This is a genomic window from Mycobacterium sp. (assembly GCF_049647605.1).
Lineage (GTDB): Bacteria > Actinomycetota > Actinomycetes > Mycobacteriales > Mycobacteriaceae > Mycobacterium.
In genome coordinates this window covers 1-20,771 of record NZ_JBARXZ010000092.1, presented here as the reverse complement: position 1 = coordinate 20,771, position 20,771 = coordinate 1, and the positions used below count along the sequence as shown (strand labels likewise).

Below are 20,771 nucleotides of genomic sequence, written 5' to 3'. Positions count from 1 at the left end.
AGGAACCACTGATGACAACCAGCCCGCTCATTGCGGTCACTCTCAACGCCCTCGAACTCGACCGCATGGTCCATTGGCGCCGAATGTTCGATGGACTACAGAGCGCCGGCGCGGTACCCATGGCCATCGACTGCGGTGTCTCGATTCTCGGCATCGCCGAGATGATCGGTCGTGTCGACGGTCTGGTGCTCAGCGGAGGCGGCGACGTCAGCCCGGACCTGTGGGGCGGCGATCCGCAGGACGCCACGTTGACCTGGGTGAATCCGGTGCGTGACAGCAACGAGATCGCGGCCTTCGAGACCGCGTGGGACCTGGGCATCCCGACACTGGCGATCTGCCGGGGCGCGCAGTTGATCACCACCGCGCGCGGCGGGACGCTGTACGCCGATCTCAAGCGAGATCACCCCTCGCCGATCGAACATCGATTGGGCGAGGAAGCACTGCTCGAGACCGCCCACCCGGTGACACTTGCCCCGGAGAGCCGCATCCAATCGTGGACGCAGGCCGGAGCGGAGATGGCGGTGAACAGCCAGCACCATCAGGGCGTCCGGACACTTGCACCCGGATTCACCGCCGTTGCGCATGCGCCAGACGGACTCGTCGAGGCCTTCGAATCCGCGGATCGACCAGTCACCGCCGTCCAGTGGCACCCCGAAGTGAACTGGGATTCCAGTGAATTCGCCCGCCGAATCGTCGATGGCTTTGTCACCTCCTGCCGCGATCGCATGTTCGCCACCGATGCGGCATGAGTCAGAATCGGTGATGTCTAGAACGTTCTAGGCAATCTCTTGTCATCCGGGCCTGCGCCCGCTTTACTCGTCATATCCCTAGATCGTTCTAGCAAGTGGAGACACCCATGTCCGGTCGACCGCCTTTCGGTCCCCGACCACACCACGGCCGCGGCGCTCTGTCATGAGCGCCTTCGACTTGGCGGTCTGCGCCGAGATGGTGTTCACCGATCTGCCGTTCCTGGAGCGGGTGCGGCGCATCGACGAGCTGGGCTTCGCGGTGGAAATCTGGAGCTTTCAGGACAAAGACCTCGAAGCCCTGGCGGCGACCGGCGCACGGTTCTCGTCGATGACGGGGTACCTGCACGGTGACCTCCACGACCCCGCGGGTGCCGATGAGGTGGTGCGTACCGCAAAATCGGCCATCAGAGCTGCTGCAGCGCTGGGTGTTCCACGTTTGGTCGTACATCCGGGCGAACTCGTGAACGGCCAGGCGGCCCGCCCGACGTATCGCACCACCGGCACGATGTGGTTCTCGGCCCAGCGTGGCCTGGCCGCCTTGGGAGAGCTCGGCGCCGGCGCCGGTGTGACATTCTGTCTGGAGAACCTCAACACGATCGTCGACCACCCGGGTGTGCCGCTGGCACGCGCCAAGGACACGTTGGAGCTCGTGCGGTCAGTCGGGCACCCGAACGTCAAGATGATGCTGGATCTGTACCACGCCCAGATCGGCGAGGGGAATCTGATCGATCTGATCCGGCGCGCCGGCGATGCCATCGGCGAGATCCAGGTGGCCGATGTGCCCGGGCGCTGTGAGCCGGGAACCGGTGAGATCAACTACCGGGCGGTGGCTCGAGCAGTGACCGAAGCCGGGTTCAGTGGCCCGATCGGATTGGAAGCATTCGCCGCCGGCGACTCTGTTGCGGCGCTCGAAGCGTTCCGGTCTGCTTTCACCGGCTGAGCACTTCGGTAGAAAACGCTGAGAATCCCTCAGCCTGCAGCCCGCAGGTTGGGACTCACCCAACGGTTGCGGCACAGCCTCGACCGCAGCGGAAGCGACGAGTAGTCATCGGCGAGAGCAAAACGCTGCGCCAGGTTGCGCAGCGTTTCGGCGATCTCCGTGCCGTCCCGGTCCGCATCCCCGAACATCTGGTCGAACAGTGGGGTCACCGCGGCACTGTAATCCATCGACTCGGTGACCTCAGTGGTACCGGCCGCAGTCTCGGTGAATTCCCAGCGCCACTTGCGAGCGTAAGCGTCCACCCATTCGATGGACTTGTCGATTTCCAGCGAGGTCACGGTCGAAGTTGCCTGGTAGGGGATCCCCGCTTGCTGCAGACCGACGGTGAAACTATCACCGACCGACAGCCGCTCCGGCCCGAGAACCGGGACATCACGCGTCACTCCGGCACCAGCCAACTCGTGGTGTTCCCGCGGATTTGCGATCAGGGCAAAAACCTCAGCGGCTGGGGCGGAGACCTCCACCCGCCTTGCGACGGTCCGAGGTCCCGCGTCCACATCGACGACTGTGACCATGCTTCGGAGATTACCCGCAAAGGGGTCCCAGTAACCTAACGGAATAGGGGCGGTAAGACATGAATTTGCTGAGAAAAGAGCCAGCGGATCCCAAGAATGGGACTTCCGCTGCGGTGTCGGCAGTGATCGCCCATAAGCCGTACGCGCCAACACCCCGTCACGCCCCGCAAGACGAATCAGCAATGGGCTGAAAACCGAGCGCCGCGGACACTACCGACGACCGAGCTCGTGTGTCAGCGCCTCCAGCTCGTTGCCACCTGCCATCTCCTGAGTCAGGTGCTCGAGGGTGATCTCGTCGTATGAACAGTCCAGCTTCTGCTTTCCCCTGTTCAGGAGCACAAAGTGATCGCCGACCATATGGGCGTGGTGGGGGTTGTGGGTGATGAAGATGACGCCGAAACCCTGCTCTTTGGCGGCGGTGATGTAGCGCAGCACCATTCCGGACTGCTTGACGCCGAGCGCTGCGGTGGGCTCATCGAGGATCAACACCCGGGCGCCGAAGAAGATGGCCCGCGCGATGGCAACACACTGACGCTGACCTCCCGACAGTGAGCCGATGGGGGCATCGACGTCAGGTAGGTCGATCCCCATCTTCCGGAGCTCCGAGATGGTCGTCGCCCGCATCCCGTTGATATCCAGAGATCTCAGCAACCCCTTCTTGCGTAACTCTTGCCCCAGAAAGAAGTTGCGCCACACTGGCATCAGAGAAACCACGGCCAAATCCTGATAGACCGTCGCGATGCCCTTGGACAACGCATCCTTCGGGGAACCGAACGTGACGGCATCACCATCGACGAGGAGCTCCCCCTCGGTCGGCTTGTGCAGTCCCGCGATGATCTTGATCAGCGTGGACTTGCCGGCACCGTTGTCGCCCAAGACCCCCGTCACCTGCCCGGCGTGCACGCGCAAGTTGATGCCCTTGAGCGCGATGATGTTGCCATAGCTCTTTCCGACGTTCTTCAACTCCACCAATGGGAGCTGCTCTGCCGGACCCGGCGAAGTGATCGGAGCTTCTGCGGCTGTACTCATGATGGCTGTCTCCTACCGCTTGGCGGCGTAGTTACGGAAGGCGTTGTTGGCGATCACGGCAAACAGCAGCATGCCGCCGAGGAAGAACTTGAACCAGTCCGGGTTCCAGCCCGCGTAGACGATGCCCTGGTTTGTCATACCGAAGATGAAGGCACCGATCAGGGTGCCGATCGCGGTGCCGTACCCACCGGTCAGCAGGCAGCCACCGATCACCGCGGCGATGATGTACAGGAACTCGTTGCCGATCCCCTGCCCTGACTGAATCGTGTTGAACGAGAACAGAAGATGCATACCGACGAACCACGCGCAGAATCCGACGACCATGAACAGACCGATCTTGACCTTGGTGACCGGCACACCCACCGCGCGGGCGCTGTCCTGATTGCCACCTACTGCAAAGATCCAGTTGCCGACACGGGTCTTGAACAACACATACGTGGCGATGACTGCAAACAGGATCCACCACAACACCGTGACCCGCACCGACACGCTGCCGATCGTGATCGACGAAGAGAACACCGTCCGGCCCGATTCGAAGCCGGCCATATCGGACACGCTGGGAGTGGCGACCTGGCCGGCCACCAGTTTGGTCACAGCCAGGTTGATCCCGGTCAGCATCAGGAAAGTACTCAGCGTGATCAGGAATGACGGGATCTTGGTCCTCATCACCATGTAGCCGTTGAAGAAGCCCACCGCCAGTGACACCACCAAGGCCAGCGCTGCTCCCACCCAGAGATTGAGATGCAGGTTGAACGCCAGCATCGAGGCCGCCAGCGAGCTGGTGGTCACCGCAACACCGGCCGACAGGTCGAATTCGCCACCGATCATCAACAGACCCACACCCACGGCCATGATGCCGATGGTGGAACTGGCGTAGAGAACAGTGGCCAACGCTTCCGGCGTACGGAACGGAGGCGCCACGATGGCAAAGAAGACAAAAATGCCCACCGCCCCGACAAGCGCACCCATCTCAGGACGAATCAGCAGGCGCTGCAACCGATTCTGCTCTTTGACGCGTTCGTCGTGGACGACTGTGTGGGTTCCGAGGTCAAGATCGGTTTGAGTACTCATCAGAACTCTGCCTCCGGTTGGAGATCAGTGGAAGGCACGCTCATCAGCGGGTCCCCGCTTTGGCGTATTCGGCGACAGCCTCGATATTCGACTTGTCGATGAACGACGGGCCGGTCAGGGTTGCCTGATTGCCGCCGATCACATTGCCGTTGTTGAGGTAGAGCCACAACGAGTCGACGGCAAGATAGCCCTGCAGGTAGGGCTGCTGATCGACGGCCCACTGCACATCGCCTCTGCCGATGGCGTCGACGAGCGCGGCGTTGGTGTCGAAGGTGGAGACCTTGGCCGAACTGCCGGCGTTCTGCACCGACTGCACCGCGGTCAGCGCGAAGGGCGCACCGAGGGTCAGCACCGCATCGACAGTGGGATCCTGTTGCAGCTTGGCGGTGATGGTCGACTCCACCGACGGCATGTCCTTGCCGTTGACGTTGAGCACCTCGGTGGCAGGGAACGTGTTCTTCACACCGGCGCAGCGACCTTCCAGTCCGACATGCCCCTGTTCCTGGATGACACAGATGGCTTTGGTGGCGCCTTCGGACGCGAGCCGCTTGCCGGCCTCCTGGCCCGCGATGTACTCATCCTGACCGAAGTACTCCATGACCCCCATCGCCTGCCACGAGTCCAGGCCCGAGTTGAAGGCGACAACCGGAATCTTCTTGGCCACAGCATTTTTCACGGCCGGCTCCATGGCTTCGGGCTTGGCCAGGGTGATCGCGATACCGGCCACATCGCTGTCCACCGCAGTCTGCACCAGATTCGCCTGGTTGGGCGCCTCGGGATCGTTGGAGTAACGCAGTTCGATGTTGTCCTTCTGCGCCGCGGCCTCGGCACCCTTGCGGACCAGATCCCAGAACGAATCACCCGGAACCTCATGGGTGATCATCGCGACCGTCACCCGGGGGGTATCCACCGATCCGCCGCCGCCGGCGCCGTCGCCACCACTGTCTTCCGGCTTACCGCCGGTGCTGGAGCATGCGGCCAACAAGGTCACGGCCGCGACGACGCCCGCAAACTTGACCCAGCGACGTTGCGGGCCTTCCTGCAACTTCATGGATTCTCCTCTTGGATGATCTTTCGGATGACGCGACGCGGCCGGGCCGGCCAGTCGTAGATCACGCACTAACCGTTGATGTAATACGCATCACAAGCGGAAGTCAATAGTTTGTTCTGACATTAGGACTGCATGTCAAACATGCGATCGGCCATCCATCGCGGAGGCGTCATCGATCGGCAAACACTCCACACCCGACAGGCCCGCTATTCTCCCACCAAAACAACAGCGACAGAGATCAATTCATCCGGTCGGCAAACGTGGAGCGCCCACAGGACGTCGGCACCGGACAATCCGCCGGTGCACTTTCAGATTCGGCGTTCCGGGTATCGGAATCCGCCGCACCGCAACAGGATCAGCGATCGACCAGCATGGTGTCGAAGTAATAGCGCGACGCCCGGTAAACGTGACTGCCGAACTCGACAACACGCCCGGAGTCATCGAACGCGGTGCGGGTCATCACCAGCAACGGCGCCTTGGGCTTCTCGTCGAGCAGCTTGGCCTCCTCGCGGTCGGCCGCCTTGGCTCCGATCCGCTGACGGGCCAATCGAATGTGCACCCCGCGGGAACGCAGCGCCTGGTAGAGCCCGGACCGCTCCAGTTCTTCCTGGTCAGGGGCCAGCGCGACCGGCAGGTAATTGGTCATCAGCGCCAGCGGCTGACCACCTGAGCTGCGCAGTCGACGCATCGTGACAACCTCGGCGTCCGGTGCCAGATTGAGGTTGGCGGCGATGTCCTCGGCGACCACACCTTTGCGGTATTCGAGCACTCGGGTGGCCGGCTCCTGCCCCGCGCGCGTCAGGTCGTCGAACAAGCTCGTCAACTCCACCGGCCGATGCACCGGCGTCTGGACCACCTGCGTCCCGACTCCCCGTTTGCGGACCAGCAGCCCCTTGTCGACCAGCTCCTGGATCGCCCGACGTGTTGTGGGCCGGGACAGGCTCAGCCGCGAAGCCAGGGCGAGCTCGTTCTCGAACCGGTCCCCAGGCTTGAGTTGCCCATCCAGAATGGCCTTTTCGAAGAACTGCGCCACCTGGAAGTACAACGGCACAGGACTCGACCGGTCCAACTCGACAGACAACGTCGTGATCACCCTCGCTCCGATCCTTGGTCACCCACCTACCGAGTTCGCTGGTGGTGCACAACACAGTACCGCCCCATGACGGGAAGTAAGAATGTCCGAACAAACTCTTGACATGGCGGGTGACCCGGCGCACAGTCAGATACCAACACCGGGCGCCTGCGAGCCCCACCTGCCGCACGTCATCGACGCACCGCACCACTTCGCACGAACCGAATTCGGAGTCAGCCGTGACCCTCACAGACCCCTTCGACGTCATCGCCATCGGGCGAAGCGGCGTCGACGTCTATCCATTGCAAGTCGGGATCGGACTCGAACACGTGGAATCGTTCGGGAAGTTCCTGGGAGGCAGCGCCGCCAACGTCACGGTGGCGGCAGCCCGGCTCGGAAACCGCACCGCGTTGATCTCGGGTGTCGGCGAGGACCCGTTCGGAAACTACGTACGAGCCGAACTGTCCCGGTTGGGTGTCGACAACCGCTTCGTACAGGTCCACGGCGAGTACCCGACGCCGGTGACATTCTGCGAGATCTTCCCTCCGGACAACTTTCCGCTGTACTTCTACCGCAAACCGTCGGCTCCGGATCTACAGATCACGCCCGGCGAACTCGATCTCGACGCCATCGGCGCCGCCCGCCTCTACTGGTCGACGGTCACCGGACTGTCCGAAGAACCCAGCCGCAGCGCACATTTTGCGGCCTGGGCCGCCAGAGGTCGGGCGCCGCTGACCGTGTTGGACCTCGACTACCGGCCGATGTTCTGGGAATCTCCCGCCGCGGCCACCGAACAGGTACAGCGCGCGCTGGGCCACGTCACCATCGCGGTGGGCAACCGGGAAGAGTGCGAGATCGCCGTCGGCGAGACCAACCCGCACCGCGCCGCCGACGCGCTGCTCGATCTCGGGGTCGAACTGGCCGTCGTCAAGCAAGGCCCTCGCGGAGTGCTGGGCAAAACCCGACACAGTTCGGTGACCGTTGCTCCCAATACGGTCGATGTCGTCAACGGACTCGGTGCCGGAGACGCGTTCGGTGGCAGCCTGATCCACGGCCTGCTGAACAACTGGCCACTGGAGAAGACCCTGAGATACGCCAATGCGGCCGGCGCCATCGTCGCCTCCCGCCTCGAGTGCTCGACAGCCATGCCGACTGCCGCCGAGGTGGCGGCACTCGCCGAGCAGACCGCAGCGGAGGCCGTCAATGTCTGAATGTGCCGACTACACGACGGTCACCGATCTGCGGGCATCCGACCCCGGTGCGATCGCCCGCGCCTGGGCCGGCCGCGTCACCCGCCCGACGCTGCGCGGTAACGGGCGCCTGATGATCGTCGCTGCCGACCATCCGGCCCGGGGCGCGCTGTCCGTCGGATCGCGCCCGACCGCGATGAACAGCCGCACCGACCTGCTGGACCGGTTACGGGCGGCCCTGGCCGACCCCGGGGTCGACGGGGTGCTGGCCACCTCCGACATCCTCGACGATCTCGTGTTGCTCGGTGCGCTCGACGACAAAGTGGTCTTCTCCTCGTTCAACCGCGGCGGGCTGGCCGGCGCAGCCTTCGAACTCGACGACCGGATGACCGGCGCCACCGCCGCCTCCACCGCGGCAGCACAGCTCAATGGCGGAAAGATGTTGTGCCGCATCGACCTCGACGATCCTGGCACGCTCACCACGATGACCGCCTGCGCCCAAGCGATCGACGAGCTGGCCGCCAACGGGCTGATCGCCATGGTGGAGCCGTTCATGTCCTCACGCATCGAAGGCAAAGTCCGCAACGACCTCTCCCCCGACGCGGTGATCAAGTCCATCCACATCAGTCAAGGACTCGGTTCCACCTCGGCCTACACCTGGATGAAACTGCCGGTGGTCGACGAGATGGACCGGGTCATGGAGGCGACCACGCTGCCGACACTGCTGCTCGGCGGAGATCCGGCGGATCCTAACGAGGCGTTCGCCAGTTGGGAAAAGGCACTGGCCCTGCCGTCGGTGCGCGGCTTGATCGTCGGCCGCACCCTGTTGTATCCGCCCGATGACGACGTGAGCTCGGCGGTGGCGACCGCAGTGGCGATGGTCGGCGCCCGGACCGGTGAAACGACGGGAGGGAAGTAACCGTGCACAGCAAGCTGTACATCCCGGCGCGTAGCGCTGCGCCGCCTTACACCGTCGACGTGACGCCCGCGTCGGCCGGCTGGACCGAATCCTCGTTGCAGGTGCTCGAGCTGACCGGAAGCATCGACCTGCACACCGGTGACACCGAGGTGATGATCCTGCCGCTGGCCGGTGGCGGCGCCATCGAATGCAACTGGACCACCTTCAAATTGTCGCCGCGCGCATCGGTGTTCGACGGTCCCGCCGACATGGTGTATCTGGGTGTCAACCAGGACTACTCACTCGTCGGCGAGGGACGGTTCGCCATCTGCGGCGCGCGGGCCACCCGCTCGTTGCCGAATCGCCGGGTCGCCGCCAACGAGGTGTCCCTGGAGCTGCGCGGGGCCGGCAACTGCAGCAGACAGGTACACAACTTCGGTACCGCCGACACCTTCGAAGCCGACTCGCTGATCGCCTGTGAAGTCATCACCCCCGGCGGGAACTGGTCCAGCTATCCCGCCCACAAACACGACGAGAACACCCCGACCCAGAGCGCACTCGAGGAGATCTACTACTTCGAAATCGCCGGCGGACCGGACAATTCACGTGGCTTCGGCTACCACCGGGTGTACGGCACCCCGGACCGGCCGATCGAGGTGCTCGAAGAAGTACGCACCGGTGACGTCGTCCTGGTGCCGCACGGCTACCACGGCCCGTCGGTGGCCGCCCCCGGCTACCACATGTACTACCTCAACGTGATGGCCGGACCGGACGCCGAACGCGCCTGGAAGATCGTCGACGACCCCGAACACACCTGGCTTCGCGGCACCTGGGACGGCCAGGACATCGATCCGCGTCTGCCCCTGCACAACCCCCGAGGAGCCTGATCTCATGGTGTCCACTGCGCCCAAGTCGATCGAAAAGCTGGCCGACACCGAAGGCACCGTTCGCCTGACCGTCGCTCAGGCCACGGTGCGGTTCCTGGCCAACCAGTACGTCGAACACGACGGTGACCGCACCAAGTTCTTCGCCGGCTGCTTCGGCATCTTCGGCCACGGCAACGTCGCCGGCCTCGGACAGGCGCTCCTCCAGGACGAGGTCGAAGCAGCCGAGGCCGGCCGGGAACCCGGACTCAAATACGTGTTGGGCCGCAACGAGCAGGCCATGGTGCACAGTGCTGTCGCCTATGCCCGGCAGAAAGACCGGCTGCAGACCTGGGCCGTCACCGCCAGCATCGGACCGGGCTCCACCAACATGCTCACCGGGGCCGCGCTGGCCACGATCAACCGACTACCGGTGCTGCTGCTGCCCGCCGACACCTTCGCCACCAGGGTCAGCGCCCCGGTACTGCAAGAACTCGAACTGCCATCGTCGGGTGACATCACGGTCAACGATGCCTTCAAACCGCTGTCGCGGTACTTCGACCGGGTGTGGCGGCCCGAGCAGCTGCCCAGCGCACTGTTGGGTGCCATGCGGGTGCTGACCGACCCTGTCGAAACCGGCTGTGCGACAGTCGCCATTCCGCAGGACGTTCAGGCCGAGGCCCACGACTGGCCGATATCCCTGTTCGCCGAACGCACCTGGCATATTCGACGGCCACTGCCGGAACGCTTGGTGATCGCCCGTGCCGCCGAAGTGATCCGCTCCGCCGCCAGGCCACTCATCGTCGCCGGCGGCGGGGTCATCTACTCCGACGCCACCGCGGCGTTGGCGGCCTTCTGCGAGCAGACCGGAATCCCCGTCAGCGAAAGCCAGGCCGGCAAGGGATCGCTGCACCACGACCATCCGCAGGCGGTGGGCGCCCTCGGTTCCACCGGGACAACGGCCGCCAACGCACTGGCCTCCGACGCTGACGTGATCATCGGGATCGGCACCCGCTACAGCGATTTCACCTCGGCGTCGCGGACCGCGTTCAACAATCCGGACGTCCGGTTCGTCAACATCAACGTCGCGTCGCTGGACGCGGTGAAACAGGGCGGCATCAGTGTGGTCTCCGATGCCCGGGAGGCAGTCGACGCCCTGAGCGGCGCTGTCGGCGACTACCGCGTATCCGACGACTACCGTTCTCGCGTCACCGAATTGGCCACCGAATGGGACAACACGGTGACATCGGTGTACAAAACCTCCGATGACGGCGCAGCACTGAATCAGAACCAGGTCATCGGTCTGGTCAACACCCTGAGCGACCCCCGCGACGTCGTGGTGTGCGCAGCGGGGTCCATGCCGGGTGACCTGCACAAGCTGTGGCGCACCCGGGACCGCAAGGGATACCACGTCGAATACGGCTTCTCCTGCATGGGTTACGAAATCGCGGGTGGTATCGGCGTCAAGATGGCGGCCCCGGACCGTGACGTGTTTGTCATGGTCGGCGACGGGTCCTACCTCATGATGGCCACCGAGATCGTCACCGCGGTACAGGAGGGGGTGAAGGTGATTCCGGTTCTGGTGCAGAACCACGGATTCGCCTCCATCGGTGGACTTTCCGAGTCCATTGGCTCGCAGCGCTTCGGGACGGCCTACCGGTACCGGGGTGCCGACGGACGCCTCGACGGTGCCAGGTTGCCCGTCGACCTGGCCGCCAACGCAGCCAGCCTGGGAGCCGACGTCATCAAGGTGGCCACCGCTACCGAGTTCGCCGACGCGATCAAGGTCGCCAAGGCCGGCGACCGCATCACCGTGATCTACGTGGAAACCGATCCGATGATCTTCGCCCCGGACAGCCACTCCTGGTGGGATGTGCCGGTCAGCGAAGTCTCGTCACTCGAATCCACCCAGTCGGCCTACCAACGGTATGCGGACTGGAAACGAGTGCAACGCCCCCTGCTCAATCCGTCAGATCACTAGGACCGCACCGTGAGCACAATCCTCGTAGGCTCGGCACCCGACTCCTGGGGAGTGTGGTTCGCCGACGACCCGCAGCAGACTCCCTACACCCGATTCCTCGATGAGGTGGCCGCCTCGGGCTACCAGTGGATCGAACTGGGACCCTACGGGTACCTGCCGACCGAACCCGCGCAGCTGCGCGACGAACTCGGTGCCCGCGACCTGAAGCTGTCGGCCGGCACCGTGTTCGAGCGTCTCCACCAGGATGACTCATGGTCGGCGGTGTGGAAACAGATCGAAGACGTCGCGCAATTGACGGCGGCCGTCGGCGGTAGGCACGTTGTGGTCATCCCCGAGATGTGGCGCGACCCGGCCACCGGCGCCGTGCTCGAAGAGCGCACTCTGACCCCCGAACAGTGGAAGAAAAAGACCCAGGGCATGAACGAACTGGGCCGGGCGATGTTCGAGAAGTACGGGGTGCGTGCGCAATACCATCCCCACGCCGACAGCCACATCGACACCGAGGAGAACGTCTACCGGTTTCTCGACGGCACCGACGGCGAATACGTCAACCTGTGCCTCGACACCGGCCACATCGCGTACTGCGGCGGCGACAACATCGCGATCATCCGGCGCGCCCCGGAGCGCATCGGTTACCTGCACCTCAAACAGGTCGACCCCGGGGTACGAACCACGGTGGCCGCCCAGGACCTGCCGTTCGGTGAAGCGGTCCGACTGGGTGCGATGACCGAACCACCGCGTGGAATCCCGGACATGCCACCGCTGCTGGCCGAGATCGAGAACCTCGGAGTCGACGTGTTCGCGATCGTCGAGCAGGACATGTATCCGTGTGCGGTCGACACGCCGCTGCCCATCGCCCAACGCACCCGGCAATACCTAGGGTCCTGCGGCATCCCGTCGGTGAAGTTCCGATGAGCCCGGCAGCCCGGAAAGGACAGTGAACTACCATGTCTGACTTGCGCATTGCCGTTCTCGGTGTCGGCGTCATGGGTGCCGATCATGTCGCCCGGATCACCTCCCGCATCAGCGGAGCCAGAGTTTCCGTCGTCAATGACCACTTCACCGAAAAAGCCGAACAGATCGCGTCGGAAATTCCCGGCTGCCGGGCGGTCACCGACCCGCTGGAGGCCATCGCCGACGAAGGCGTCGACGCCGTACTGCTGGCCACTCCCGGACCGACCCATGAGAAACAGCTGCTCGCCTGCCTCGAACAGCGCAAGCCGGTGCTGTGCGAGAAGCCGCTGACCACCGACGTCACCAGCTCGCTGGACATCGTGCGGCGCGAAGCCGAACTCGGTGTTCAGCTGGTCCAAGTCGGGTTCATGCGCCGGTTCGATCACGAGTACTCGCAGCTGAAGACCCTCATCGACGGCGAGGAGCTCGGGGTGCCGCTGCTGATGCACTGCGTACACCGCAACCCGGCGGTGCCGCCGTCGTTCGACAGCTCGATGATCGTGCGTGATTCGCTGGTGCACGAGGTCGACGTCACCCGGTTCCTCTTCGGCGAGGAAATCACCTCGATCCAGATCATCAGGCCATCGGCCAACCCGAAAGCACCACCGGGACTGCAGGATCCACAGGTCGCCGTGCTGACCACCGAAAGCGGCAAGCACGTCGACGTCGAGCTGTTCGTCACCACCGGGGTCGCCTACGAGGTACGCACCGAGGTGGTCGGCGAGCGCGGCAGCGCAATGATCGGCCTGAACGTCGGCCTGATCCGCAAAAGCGCCCCCGGCCACTGGGGCGGACACCTCACCCCCGGCTTTCGGGAACGCTTCGGACAGGCCTACGACACCGAGGTGCAGCGCTGGGTCAACGCCGTCCGCAGCGGAATCCAGGACGGCGCATCGGCCACCAGCTTTGTGGACGGACCGACCGCTTGGGACGGCTACGCCTCCACCGCGGTGTGTGAAGCCGGCGTCAGATCGCTGCAATCCGGTAAGCCCGAACCCGTCGAGCTCGCCGACCGGGCCGGGGTCTGAACGTGAAGATCGCGCTGGACCCCACACCGTTCCACCACGACCACGATCTGCTCGAATTCCCGCGGATCGTAGCGGAATTGGGCTACGACCATCTACAGCTGACACCACACCGGGACTTCATCCCGTTCTTCAACCATCCACGCGCCGACGACCAGCTGGTGGCCCAGTTCCGCAAGGCCTGCGCCGACGCCGGCGTTGGGATCGCCTCACTGCTGCCGGTACTGCGGTGGTCCGGTCCCGACGAAGACGCCCGGGAGGCCGCGGTCCGCAACTGGAAACGCGTCATCCAGATCGCCGTCCACCTCGGCGTCAACGTCATCAACACCGAGTTCTCCGGTCGCCCGGAACGCGCCGAGGAATCCGAGCGAGCGTTCTTCCGCTCCATGGAAGAACTGGTGCCGATCTTCGAACGCGAAGGCATCGACGTCCGGATCGACCCGCACCCCGACGATTTTGTCGAAGACGGACTCGAAGCGCTGCGCATCATCCGCGGCGTCAACTCCCCCAACATCGGGATGGTGTACGTGGCCTGCCACAGCTTCCACATGGGTGGGAACATGGGTGAGATCATCCGCGCGGCCGGCGACAAGCTGAGGTTGGTACACGTTGCCGACACCATGGATCACCACCGCTCACACGGACTGCGCTACATCACCAACCCGCCGGGCAATCCCGTCCGGGTGCACCAGCACCTCAAGATCGGCGATGGCGACATCGACTGGGACACCTTCTTCGCCGCGCTGGCCGATATCAACTTCTACGACCGGTCCGACACCGTCATGGTCTCCTCAGTGTTCGCCGAAGACGAGAATTCCCAACAGGTTTCGCGGTATCAGCTGGCGACCATGAATGACTTCATCACCAAACACCAACGCTGAGAAGCCGTCCGTCAGGGCCGAGCGTCGTCCGGATGCCGATACGCTTCGATGACCTCGATGACCTCGAGCAGCTCTTCACGACTGCTGAATTCCTCGACGACGTCGTCGGACGTCTCCTCGGTACTCGCGTAATCCACCGCGTATCCGAACTCCTCAACCGTCACCGTCGTGTGCACCCAGCCCTCGCCGGTAGCCGACGGCGGCCACGCCCACGTGTCGGACAGATTCTCGAAGTGGACATGGATCGGCTCCCAGCCGCGCCGGATCAGTATCCGGCCGAGCTTCTCGTCGCCGTAGACCTCGTTCTCGATGAATGCTGCCATCAGCGCGTCGGCGAGGAGCATGTCGGCCGGCGACGTGTAGTCGGGCTCCGGAACACCCGCATCCGAGTTGTCGTCGTACTCCGAACCGACGCGGCCCGTCCGCCAAGCCTTGCCATTGGACTTCTTCTTCCGACTCTTGCTCTTCGGCATGACTGCGAGGCTAGTCCGTCGGGCACCGCAAACACACCTGCAGCCTGACGCGAACACCGAGACACTGACCGCCAGCCCCACGAACGTGCGTTGTTGTACGAGAATCACCGCGTGTCGCCGTACCGACACGCACGCTCGCGGGGATTGGGGCCGAGAGAGATGCTCAGAGGATGTAGAGCATCTCCTGATAGGTGGGAAGCGGCCACAAGTCGTCGGCCACAACACTTTCCAGAGTATCGGCGGCGGCGCGGACCGCGGCCATCGCCGGCAGCAGCACATCGCGGGCTTGCGTTGCCTCGGCGAGCGAGCCGTCAGCATGCTCGCCGAGTGCCGCCTTCAGCACGGTCAGCGCCCCGGCCAGCTCCGCCAACGGCGCCGAAACATCTTCCAGCAGAGTGATGCTGGGCTGCACCCCGGCGGCCTTGAGCGCCGCGACATTCTGCGCCAGCTCGGTCTGGTAGCGCAGCGCGGCCGGAAGGATCACCGTGGACCCCAGCTCCAGGGCGAGCCTGGCTTCCACGGCGATGGTCAGCGCGTACTGCTCCAGACGCACCTCATACCGGCTGTGCAGCTCACGTTCGTTGAACACACCGTATCGCTCGAACAGCTCGACGGCCTCCGGCTTGATCAGCTCGGGGATCGCGTCCAAGGTGGTCTTGAGGTTCGGCAAGCCACGCTCGGCAGCCTCGATCTGCCAGTTGTCCGAATACCCGTCGCCGTTGAACACCACCGCGCCGTGCTCGGTGATCACCTCGGTCAGCAGCTGCTGCACCGCCGTGTCGAACTCCACACCCTCGGCCAGCGCATTCTCCAGCTCGGTGGCCATGTAGTCGAAAGAGTCGGCCATGATCGTGTTGAGGATGATCATCGGCACCGCCACCGTCTGCCCCGATCCAGGGGCCCGGAACTCGAACCGGTTGCCGGTGAACGCAAACGGGCTGGTGCGGTTGCGGTCACCCGGATCGGTGGGCAGATGCGGCAGGGTGTCGACACCGATCATCATGGTGCCCTTACCCTTTGACGAGGTGGCCGCACCCTTGGCGATCTGATCGAAGACGTCGGCCAGCTGATCGCCGAGGAAAATCGAGATGATCGCCGGCGGTGCCTCATTGGCCCCGAGCCGGTGGTCATTGGTGGCGGAGGCCACCGACACTCTGAGCAACCCGCCGAACTTGTGCACCGCGCGGATCACCGCGGCACAGAACACCAGGAACTGGGCGTTCTCGTGTGGGGTGTCACCGGGCACCAGCAGCGACCCCAGGTCGGCGTTGCCCACCGAGAAGTTCACGTGCTTGCCCGAGCCGTTGACACCGGCGAACGGCTTCTCGTGGAACAGGCACTCCATGCCGTGCTTCTTGGCGATGGTCTTGAACACCGTCATCAACAGTTGCTGATGGTCGGCGGCGATGTTGGCGCGCTCGAACATCGGCGCCACCTCGAACTGTGCGGGCGCCACCTCGTTGTGCCGGGTCTTGGCCGGGATACCGAGCTTGAACAGCTCCCGCTCGGTATCCATCATGAAGCCCAGCACCCGCTCCGGAATCGCGCCGAAGTAATGATCGTCGAACTCCTGCCCCTTGGGGGGTTTGGCACCGAACAGCGTGCGCCCGGCGTTCACCAGATCCGGGCGAGCCAGGAAGAAGTGTCGGTCGACCAGGAAGTACTCCTGCTCCGGACCGCAGAACGACACCACTTTCTCCAGCTTTTCGTGGCCGAATGCCGCCAAGATGCGCTCGGCATGGGTGCCCATCGCCTGCTGGCTGCGCAGCAGCGGCGTCTTGTAGTCCAGCGCCTCACCGGTCATCGACACGAACACCGTCGGGATACAGAGGGTGTTGCCGTTCGGGTTCTCCAAGATGTAGGCGGGACTGGTCACGTCCCAGCCCGTGTAACCACGCGCCTCGAAGGTCGACCGCAGTCCACCCGAGGGAAAGCTGGAGGCGTCCGGCTCACCCTGGATGAGCGTTTTACCGGCGAACTCCGCAAGCGTCTGCCCGTCGGAGACGGGCTCGAGGAAGCTGTCGTGCTTCTCGGCCGTCAGCCCGGTCATCGGGTAGAACACGTGCGCGTAGTGCGTGGCCCCCTTCGACAGCGCCCAGTCCTTCATCGCCGACGCCACCGAATCGGCCACCGCCGGGTCCAGCGTGGCACCCTTCTCGATGGTGGCGACGACAGACTTGAAGACCGACTTGGGCAGGCGAAGCTGCATTTCGGCCTTGGTGAAGACGTTGGCACCGAAGATCTCACCGGGTTCCTCGGCCGGGTCGAAGCTGATGGCCGGAGGCAGGTAGGCCTCGACGTTGTTGATCGCCTGCAGACGGACAGCATTTCCGCTCATGGACTTCCTCACTGCGAAGCGTCCCCGGCTGACTGGTGGACGCGTGACCGACCCACTGTAGGAACGTTCGATGGCAAACTTGTTACGCAGAAGTCAACGCCAGAATGCGGCGGTGGCGCCGCCAGCCCGTCGAGGTGGCAAACTCGCCAACATCCGGTCACCGGCGCCCCACCGGTCACAGTGGACCCGGCGCCTAGGCTGGTGAGATGAGCCGGCGCCGTCATCTCGATCGGGACATCAACGCAACCGTCGACGAGCGGGCGCTGGTCACTTCCGATCCCAAGCACGAGGCCGCCGGCGTGAAAGCAGTGTTGGTCTCGCTGCAGCGCAGCATGAAGGAGATGGGTCCGCTGCGGACCGCGGCCGTGTGGTCCCGGTTGAACCAGCGGCACGGATTCGACTGCCCCGGGTGCGCGTGGCCCGAGGAACACGGCGGCCGCAAGATCGCCGAATTCTGCGAAAACGGGGCCAAAGCCGTCGCCGAAGAAGCCACCAAACGGGTCGTGACCCCGGAGTTCTTTGCCCGCCACTCGGTCACCGAACTTGCCGGGAAACCCGAATACTGGCTGTCCCAGCAGGGGCGGCTGACACATCCGATGGTGCTGCGGCCCGGCTCCGACCACTACCAGCCGATCGACTGGGATGACGCGTACCGGCTGATCGCCGAGGAGCTCCACAACCTGGCCGACCCCGACGAGGCCCTGTTCTACACCTCAGGCCGGACCAGCAACGAGGCCGCCTTCCTCTACCAGCTGCTGGTCCGGAGCTTCGGAACGAACAATCTGCCGGACTGCTCCAACATGTGTCACGAATCCTCCGGCTCCGCGCTGGTCGAGTCGATCGGTATCGGTAAGGGCTCGGTGACCGTCGACGACGTCGTACATGCCGACTGCATCCTGATCGCCGGCCAGAATCCCGGCACCAACCACCCCCGGATGCTGTCGGTACTGGAGAAGGCAAAAGCCAACGGCGCCATCGTGATCGCGGTCAATCCGCTGCCCGAAGCAGGGCTGATGCGGTTCAAGGATCCGCAGAAAGTCAACGGCGTCATCGGCGACGGCGTCCCGATCGCCGACGAGTTCGTGCAGATCCGCCTCGGTGGCGACATGGCATTGTTCGCCGGGCTCGGACGGTTGTTCCTGGAGGCCGAGGACGCCGCACCCGGCACCGTGCTCGACCGAGCGTTCCTCGAGGCGCACTGCGCGGGATTCGCCGAATACGAGGCCCAGACCCGGGCTGTCGATCTGGACACCGTGGTCGAGGCCAGCGGCATCAGCCTCGAACAGCTACAGCATGTGGCACGGCTGCTGATCGACTCCGAGCGCACCGTGTTCTGCTGGGCGATGGGGCTGACCCAACACCGCCATGCCGTGGCCACCATCGGTGAAGCCACCAACCTGCTGCTGATGCGCGGCATGATCGGCAAGCCCGGAGCCGGGGTCTGCCCGGTGCGCGGACACTCCAACGTGCAGGGCGACCGCACCATGGGCATCTGGGAGAAGATGCCCGACTCCTTCCTGGCCGCACTCGACAAACGATTCGGCATCGTCAGCCCGCGCAAGCACGGTATGGACACCGTCGAGGCCATCCGCGCCATGCGCGACGGACACGGCAAGGTGTTCATCGGGATGGGCGGCAACTTCTCCTCAGCCACCCCCGACACCACGGTCACCGAAGCAGCGCTGCGCAATTGCTCACTGACCGTCCAGATTTCGACAAAACTCAACCGCAGCCATGTGGTACATGGCCGCACGGCACTGATCCTGCCGACACTCGGCCGCACCGACCGAGACATCCAGGCCGGCGGCAAACAACTGGTTTCCGTGGAAGATTCGATGTCGATGGTGCACCTGTCGCGAGGCAGCCTGCACCCGCCGAGTGACCAGCTGCGCAGCGAGGTCGCCATCGTCTGCCAACTCGCTCATGCCATGTTCGGCGCCGACCACCCCGTCCCCTGGTTGTCATTCGTCGACAATTACGACCTGGTGCGCGACGCGATCGCCGCCGTCGTACCGGGATGCGCAGACTACAACACCAGGGTCCGCCGGCCCGACGGGTTCCAACTTCCCCATCCACCCCGCGATGCACGCGAGTTCCCCACCAGCACAGGAAAAGCCAACTTTGCGGTGAACCCACTTGAATGGGTTCCGATACCGCAGGGGCGCGTGGTGTTACAGACGTTGCGCAGCCACGATCAGTACAACACCACCATCTACGGGCTCGACGACCGCTACCGCGGCGTCAAAGGCGGCCGGCGGGTGGTGTTCCTGAACCCTGAGGACATCGTGACCCTGGGCCTGCGCGACGGCGCCCGAGTCAACCTGGTCAGCGAGTTCCCCGACGGCGCCGGCGGTATCGAGGAACGTCGCGCCGAAGACTTCGTGGTGGTGTCCTACCCCACCCCGGTCGGCAACGCCGCCGCCTACTACCCGGAGACCAATCCGCTGGTCCCCCTTGACCACACCGCAAAAAAGTCCAACACGCCGGTGTCCAAGGCCGTGGTCATCCGGGTGGAAGCCGCAGATGGGTAGAGTCACCGCACGTCGACCGGCCAGTCACGTCACGGCCCAACACATCACCGAGCGGCCGGAGACCCTGGTGGTGGAGGAGCCGCTGGAAATCCGGCTCAACGGCAGCCCGCTGACCGTCACCATGCGCACACCTGGTGCCGATATCGAACTGGCACAAGGATTCCTGCTCACCGAAGGTGTCATCGGCAATCGCGATGAAGTACTCACGGTGCGCTACTGCCGCGGCGCCGATGACGACGGCGTCAACAGCTACAACGTCCTGGATGTGACGCTGGCGCCCGGGGTGCCGCTGCCGGATGTGGACGTGCGCCGCAACTTCTACACCACCTCGTCATGCGGTATCTGCGGCAAGGCCTCGCTGGATGCGGTCGCCACCATCAGCCGTCACGCCCCTGGTGACGACCCCACCACCATCGCCGCCGAAACCCTGACCGGCCTGCCGGAGAAGCTGCGCGCCGGCCAGAAGGTCTTTGCCAGCACCGGCGGACTGCACGCAGCGGCACTGTTCACCGCGGACGGCACCCAGCTGGTGCTGCGCGAGGACATCGGCAGGCACAACGCGGTGGACAAGGTCATCGGTTGGGCGCTGGAGCAGGGTCGGATACCGTTGACCGGCACTGTATTACTGGTCAGTGGTCGCGCATCCTTCGAGCTCACCCAAAAGTGTGTCATGGCCGGGATTCCCCTCATGGCCGCAGTCTCTGCCCCCTCGTCGCTGGCAGTGGATCTGGCGTCACAGTCCGGGATCACCCTCGTCGCCTTCCTGCGTGGCACCTCGATGAACATCTACAGCCGCCCTGACCGCGTCATCCTGCCGATGCCCTCGACCTGAATTTGCCTCAACCCTGAATTCAAAAGCGGCCTTTGGCAACGTCATCCGCATTCAACTCACAGCATCCAATGCGCCCCAATCCGACCCACTCGAACCGAATCCGCTATATCTTCGGCGGAACCGCACCTTGATCAACCCCTAATCTGGGCGGGCGCGGTTGAATTCGGAGGGGAGAACATGAAGGTAATCGTTCGGGTGCTGGTGGCGATGATCGCCTCCATCGCGGCGCTGTTCGCGAGCACAGGCACCTCCAACGCCGGCTTGGACAATGAGCTGAGCCTTGTGGACGGCCAGGGACGCACCCTGACCATCCAGCAG

18 protein-coding genes and 1 pseudogene are annotated in these 20,771 nt (G+C 64.3%); 12 read left to right on the top strand and 7 right to left on the bottom strand.

The window, feature by feature from the left end:
- Positions 1-11: 11 nt before the first annotated feature.
- Together WBB07_RS11730 and WBB07_RS11725 are read left to right on the top strand one after the other, a co-directional pair.
- Positions 12-749 (top strand): gamma-glutamyl-gamma-aminobutyrate hydrolase family protein, encoded by a 738-nt coding sequence (locus WBB07_RS11730; RefSeq protein WP_526307803.1) that lies wholly within the window; start codon positions 12-14, stop codon positions 747-749.
- A gap of 163 nt (positions 750-912) precedes the next feature.
- Positions 913-1,689 carry a TIM barrel protein gene (locus WBB07_RS11725; protein ID WP_526307801.1) on the top strand — a complete coding sequence of 259 codons (777 nt, stop codon included), beginning with the start codon at positions 913-915 and terminating at the stop codon, positions 1,687-1,689.
- Between the two features lie 29 nt (positions 1,690-1,718).
- On the opposite strand, the gene WBB07_RS11720 is transcribed toward WBB07_RS11725, so the two are convergent.
- From WBB07_RS11720 to WBB07_RS11700, 5 genes are all read right to left on the bottom strand, one after another.
- Entirely contained in the window at positions 1,719-2,264 is a 546-nt protein-coding gene (locus tag WBB07_RS11720; protein WP_526307799.1) for an SRPBCC family protein, read from the bottom strand.
- A 210-nt stretch (positions 2,265-2,474) separates the two neighbouring features.
- Positions 2,475-3,293 (bottom strand): ATP-binding cassette domain-containing protein, encoded by an 819-nt coding sequence (locus WBB07_RS11715; protein WP_526307797.1) that lies wholly within the window; start codon positions 3,291-3,293, stop codon positions 2,475-2,477.
- A 12-nt stretch (positions 3,294-3,305) separates the two neighbouring features.
- Positions 3,306-4,364, bottom strand: coding sequence for an ABC transporter permease (locus tag WBB07_RS11710; protein WP_526307795.1), 1,059 nt, complete (start codon positions 4,362-4,364; stop codon positions 3,306-3,308).
- Positions 4,365-4,407: 43 nt separating this feature from the next.
- On the bottom strand, positions 4,408-5,415 hold the full coding sequence (locus WBB07_RS11705; protein WP_526307793.1) for a substrate-binding domain-containing protein: 1,008 nt from the start codon (positions 5,413-5,415) through the stop codon (positions 4,408-4,410).
- Positions 5,416-5,770: 355 nt separating this feature from the next.
- Positions 5,771-6,508, bottom strand: coding sequence for a GntR family transcriptional regulator (locus tag WBB07_RS11700; RefSeq protein WP_526307791.1), 738 nt, complete (start codon positions 6,506-6,508; stop codon positions 5,771-5,773).
- A 218-nt stretch (positions 6,509-6,726) separates the two neighbouring features.
- Here WBB07_RS11700 and iolC point away from each other — a divergent pair, with 218 nt between their 5' ends.
- The 7 genes from iolC to WBB07_RS11665 are packed head-to-tail and all read left to right on the top strand — an operon-like array spanning position 6,727 to position 14,279.
- Positions 6,727-7,698, top strand: a complete 972-nt coding sequence (gene iolC / locus WBB07_RS11695) for a 5-dehydro-2-deoxygluconokinase (protein WP_526307789.1) — start codon at positions 6,727-6,729, stop codon at positions 7,696-7,698.
- On the top strand, positions 7,691-8,596 hold the full coding sequence (locus WBB07_RS11690; protein ID WP_526307787.1) for a Cgl0159 family (beta/alpha)8-fold protein: 906 nt from the start codon (positions 7,691-7,693) through the stop codon (positions 8,594-8,596). The genes iolC and WBB07_RS11690 overlap by 8 nt, the downstream gene beginning before the upstream one ends.
- A 2-nt stretch (positions 8,597-8,598) precedes the next feature.
- Positions 8,599-9,462 (top strand): 5-deoxy-glucuronate isomerase, encoded by an 864-nt coding sequence (gene iolB / locus WBB07_RS11685; RefSeq protein WP_526307785.1) that lies wholly within the window; start codon positions 8,599-8,601, stop codon positions 9,460-9,462.
- A 4-nt stretch (positions 9,463-9,466) separates the two neighbouring features.
- A complete protein-coding gene (gene iolD, locus WBB07_RS11680) occupies positions 9,467-11,419 on the top strand; it encodes a 3D-(3,5/4)-trihydroxycyclohexane-1,2-dione acylhydrolase (decyclizing) (protein ID WP_526307783.1) in 1,953 nt (650 codons plus the stop codon).
- Between the two features lie 9 nt (positions 11,420-11,428).
- On the top strand, positions 11,429-12,334 hold the full coding sequence (locus tag WBB07_RS11675; RefSeq protein WP_526307781.1) for a sugar phosphate isomerase/epimerase family protein: 906 nt from the start codon (positions 11,429-11,431) through the stop codon (positions 12,332-12,334).
- Between the two features lie 32 nt (positions 12,335-12,366).
- Positions 12,367-13,401: a Gfo/Idh/MocA family protein gene (locus WBB07_RS11670; RefSeq protein ID WP_526307779.1), complete on the top strand. Its 1,035-nt coding sequence runs from the start codon at positions 12,367-12,369 to the stop codon at positions 13,399-13,401.
- Positions 13,402-13,403: 2 nt separating this feature from the next.
- On the top strand, positions 13,404-14,279 hold the full coding sequence (locus WBB07_RS11665) for a sugar phosphate isomerase/epimerase family protein (protein WP_526307777.1): 876 nt from the start codon (positions 13,404-13,406) through the stop codon (positions 14,277-14,279).
- Between the two features lie 11 nt (positions 14,280-14,290).
- On the opposite strand, the gene WBB07_RS11660 is transcribed toward WBB07_RS11665, so the two are convergent.
- Both WBB07_RS11660 and WBB07_RS11655 read right to left on the bottom strand, forming a co-directional pair.
- Positions 14,291-14,752, bottom strand: a complete 462-nt coding sequence (locus WBB07_RS11660) for a hypothetical protein (protein ID WP_526307775.1) — start codon at positions 14,750-14,752, stop codon at positions 14,291-14,293.
- Between the two features lie 163 nt (positions 14,753-14,915).
- The gene (locus tag WBB07_RS11655; RefSeq protein WP_526307773.1) at positions 14,916-17,090 is read right to left on the bottom strand and encodes a glutamine synthetase III family protein; all 2,175 of its coding nucleotides are present in this window, start codon (positions 17,088-17,090) and stop codon (positions 14,916-14,918) included.
- A 206-nt stretch (positions 17,091-17,296) separates the two neighbouring features.
- On the opposite strand from WBB07_RS11655, the gene WBB07_RS11650 reads away from it, so the two are divergent.
- The 3 genes and pseudogenes from WBB07_RS11650 to WBB07_RS11640 form a co-directional block, all read left to right on the top strand.
- Positions 17,297-19,621, top strand: a complete 2,325-nt coding sequence (locus WBB07_RS11650) for an FdhF/YdeP family oxidoreductase (protein WP_526307771.1) — start codon at positions 17,297-17,299, stop codon at positions 19,619-19,621.
- Positions 19,614-20,453, top strand: coding sequence for a formate dehydrogenase accessory sulfurtransferase FdhD (fdhD, locus tag WBB07_RS11645; protein ID WP_526307769.1), 840 nt, complete (start codon positions 19,614-19,616; stop codon positions 20,451-20,453). The genes WBB07_RS11650 and fdhD overlap by 8 nt, the downstream gene beginning before the upstream one ends.
- Before the next feature lie 177 nt (positions 20,454-20,630).
- Positions 20,631-20,771: pseudogene (locus WBB07_RS11640) on the top strand (MspA family porin); the annotation flags it as partial.

What these genes read in the sequence shown, in the direction of transcription:
- WBB07_RS11730 (WP_526307803.1), top strand. Translation starts at nt 12, where the DNA reads ATGACAACCAGCCCGCTCATTGCGGTCACTCTCAACGCCCTCGAACTC.
- WBB07_RS11725 (WP_526307801.1), top strand. Translation starts at nt 913, where the DNA reads ATGAGCGCCTTCGACTTGGCGGTCTGCGCCGAGATGGTGTTCACCGAT.
- WBB07_RS11720 (WP_526307799.1), bottom strand. Translation starts at nt 2,264, where the DNA reads ATGGTCACAGTCGTCGATGTGGACGCGGGACCTCGGACCGTCGCAAGG.
- WBB07_RS11715 (WP_526307797.1), bottom strand. Translation starts at nt 3,293, where the DNA reads ATGAGTACAGCCGCAGAAGCTCCGATCACTTCGCCGGGTCCGGCAGAG.
- WBB07_RS11710 (WP_526307795.1), bottom strand. Translation starts at nt 4,364, where the DNA reads ATGAGTACTCAAACCGATCTTGACCTCGGAACCCACACAGTCGTCCAC.
- WBB07_RS11705 (WP_526307793.1), bottom strand. Translation starts at nt 5,415, where the DNA reads ATGAAGTTGCAGGAAGGCCCGCAACGTCGCTGGGTCAAGTTTGCGGGC.
- WBB07_RS11690 (WP_526307787.1), top strand. Translation starts at nt 7,691, where the DNA reads ATGTCTGAATGTGCCGACTACACGACGGTCACCGATCTGCGGGCATCC.
- iolD (WP_526307783.1), top strand. Translation starts at nt 9,467, where the DNA reads ATGGTGTCCACTGCGCCCAAGTCGATCGAAAAGCTGGCCGACACCGAA.
- WBB07_RS11670 (WP_526307779.1), top strand. Translation starts at nt 12,367, where the DNA reads ATGTCTGACTTGCGCATTGCCGTTCTCGGTGTCGGCGTCATGGGTGCC.
- WBB07_RS11660 (WP_526307775.1), bottom strand. Translation starts at nt 14,752, where the DNA reads ATGCCGAAGAGCAAGAGTCGGAAGAAGAAGTCCAATGGCAAGGCTTGG.
- WBB07_RS11655 (WP_526307773.1), bottom strand. Translation starts at nt 17,090, where the DNA reads ATGAGCGGAAATGCTGTCCGTCTGCAGGCGATCAACAACGTCGAGGCC.
- WBB07_RS11650 (WP_526307771.1), top strand. Translation starts at nt 17,297, where the DNA reads ATGAGCCGGCGCCGTCATCTCGATCGGGACATCAACGCAACCGTCGAC.
- fdhD (WP_526307769.1), top strand. Translation starts at nt 19,614, where the DNA reads ATGGGTAGAGTCACCGCACGTCGACCGGCCAGTCACGTCACGGCCCAA.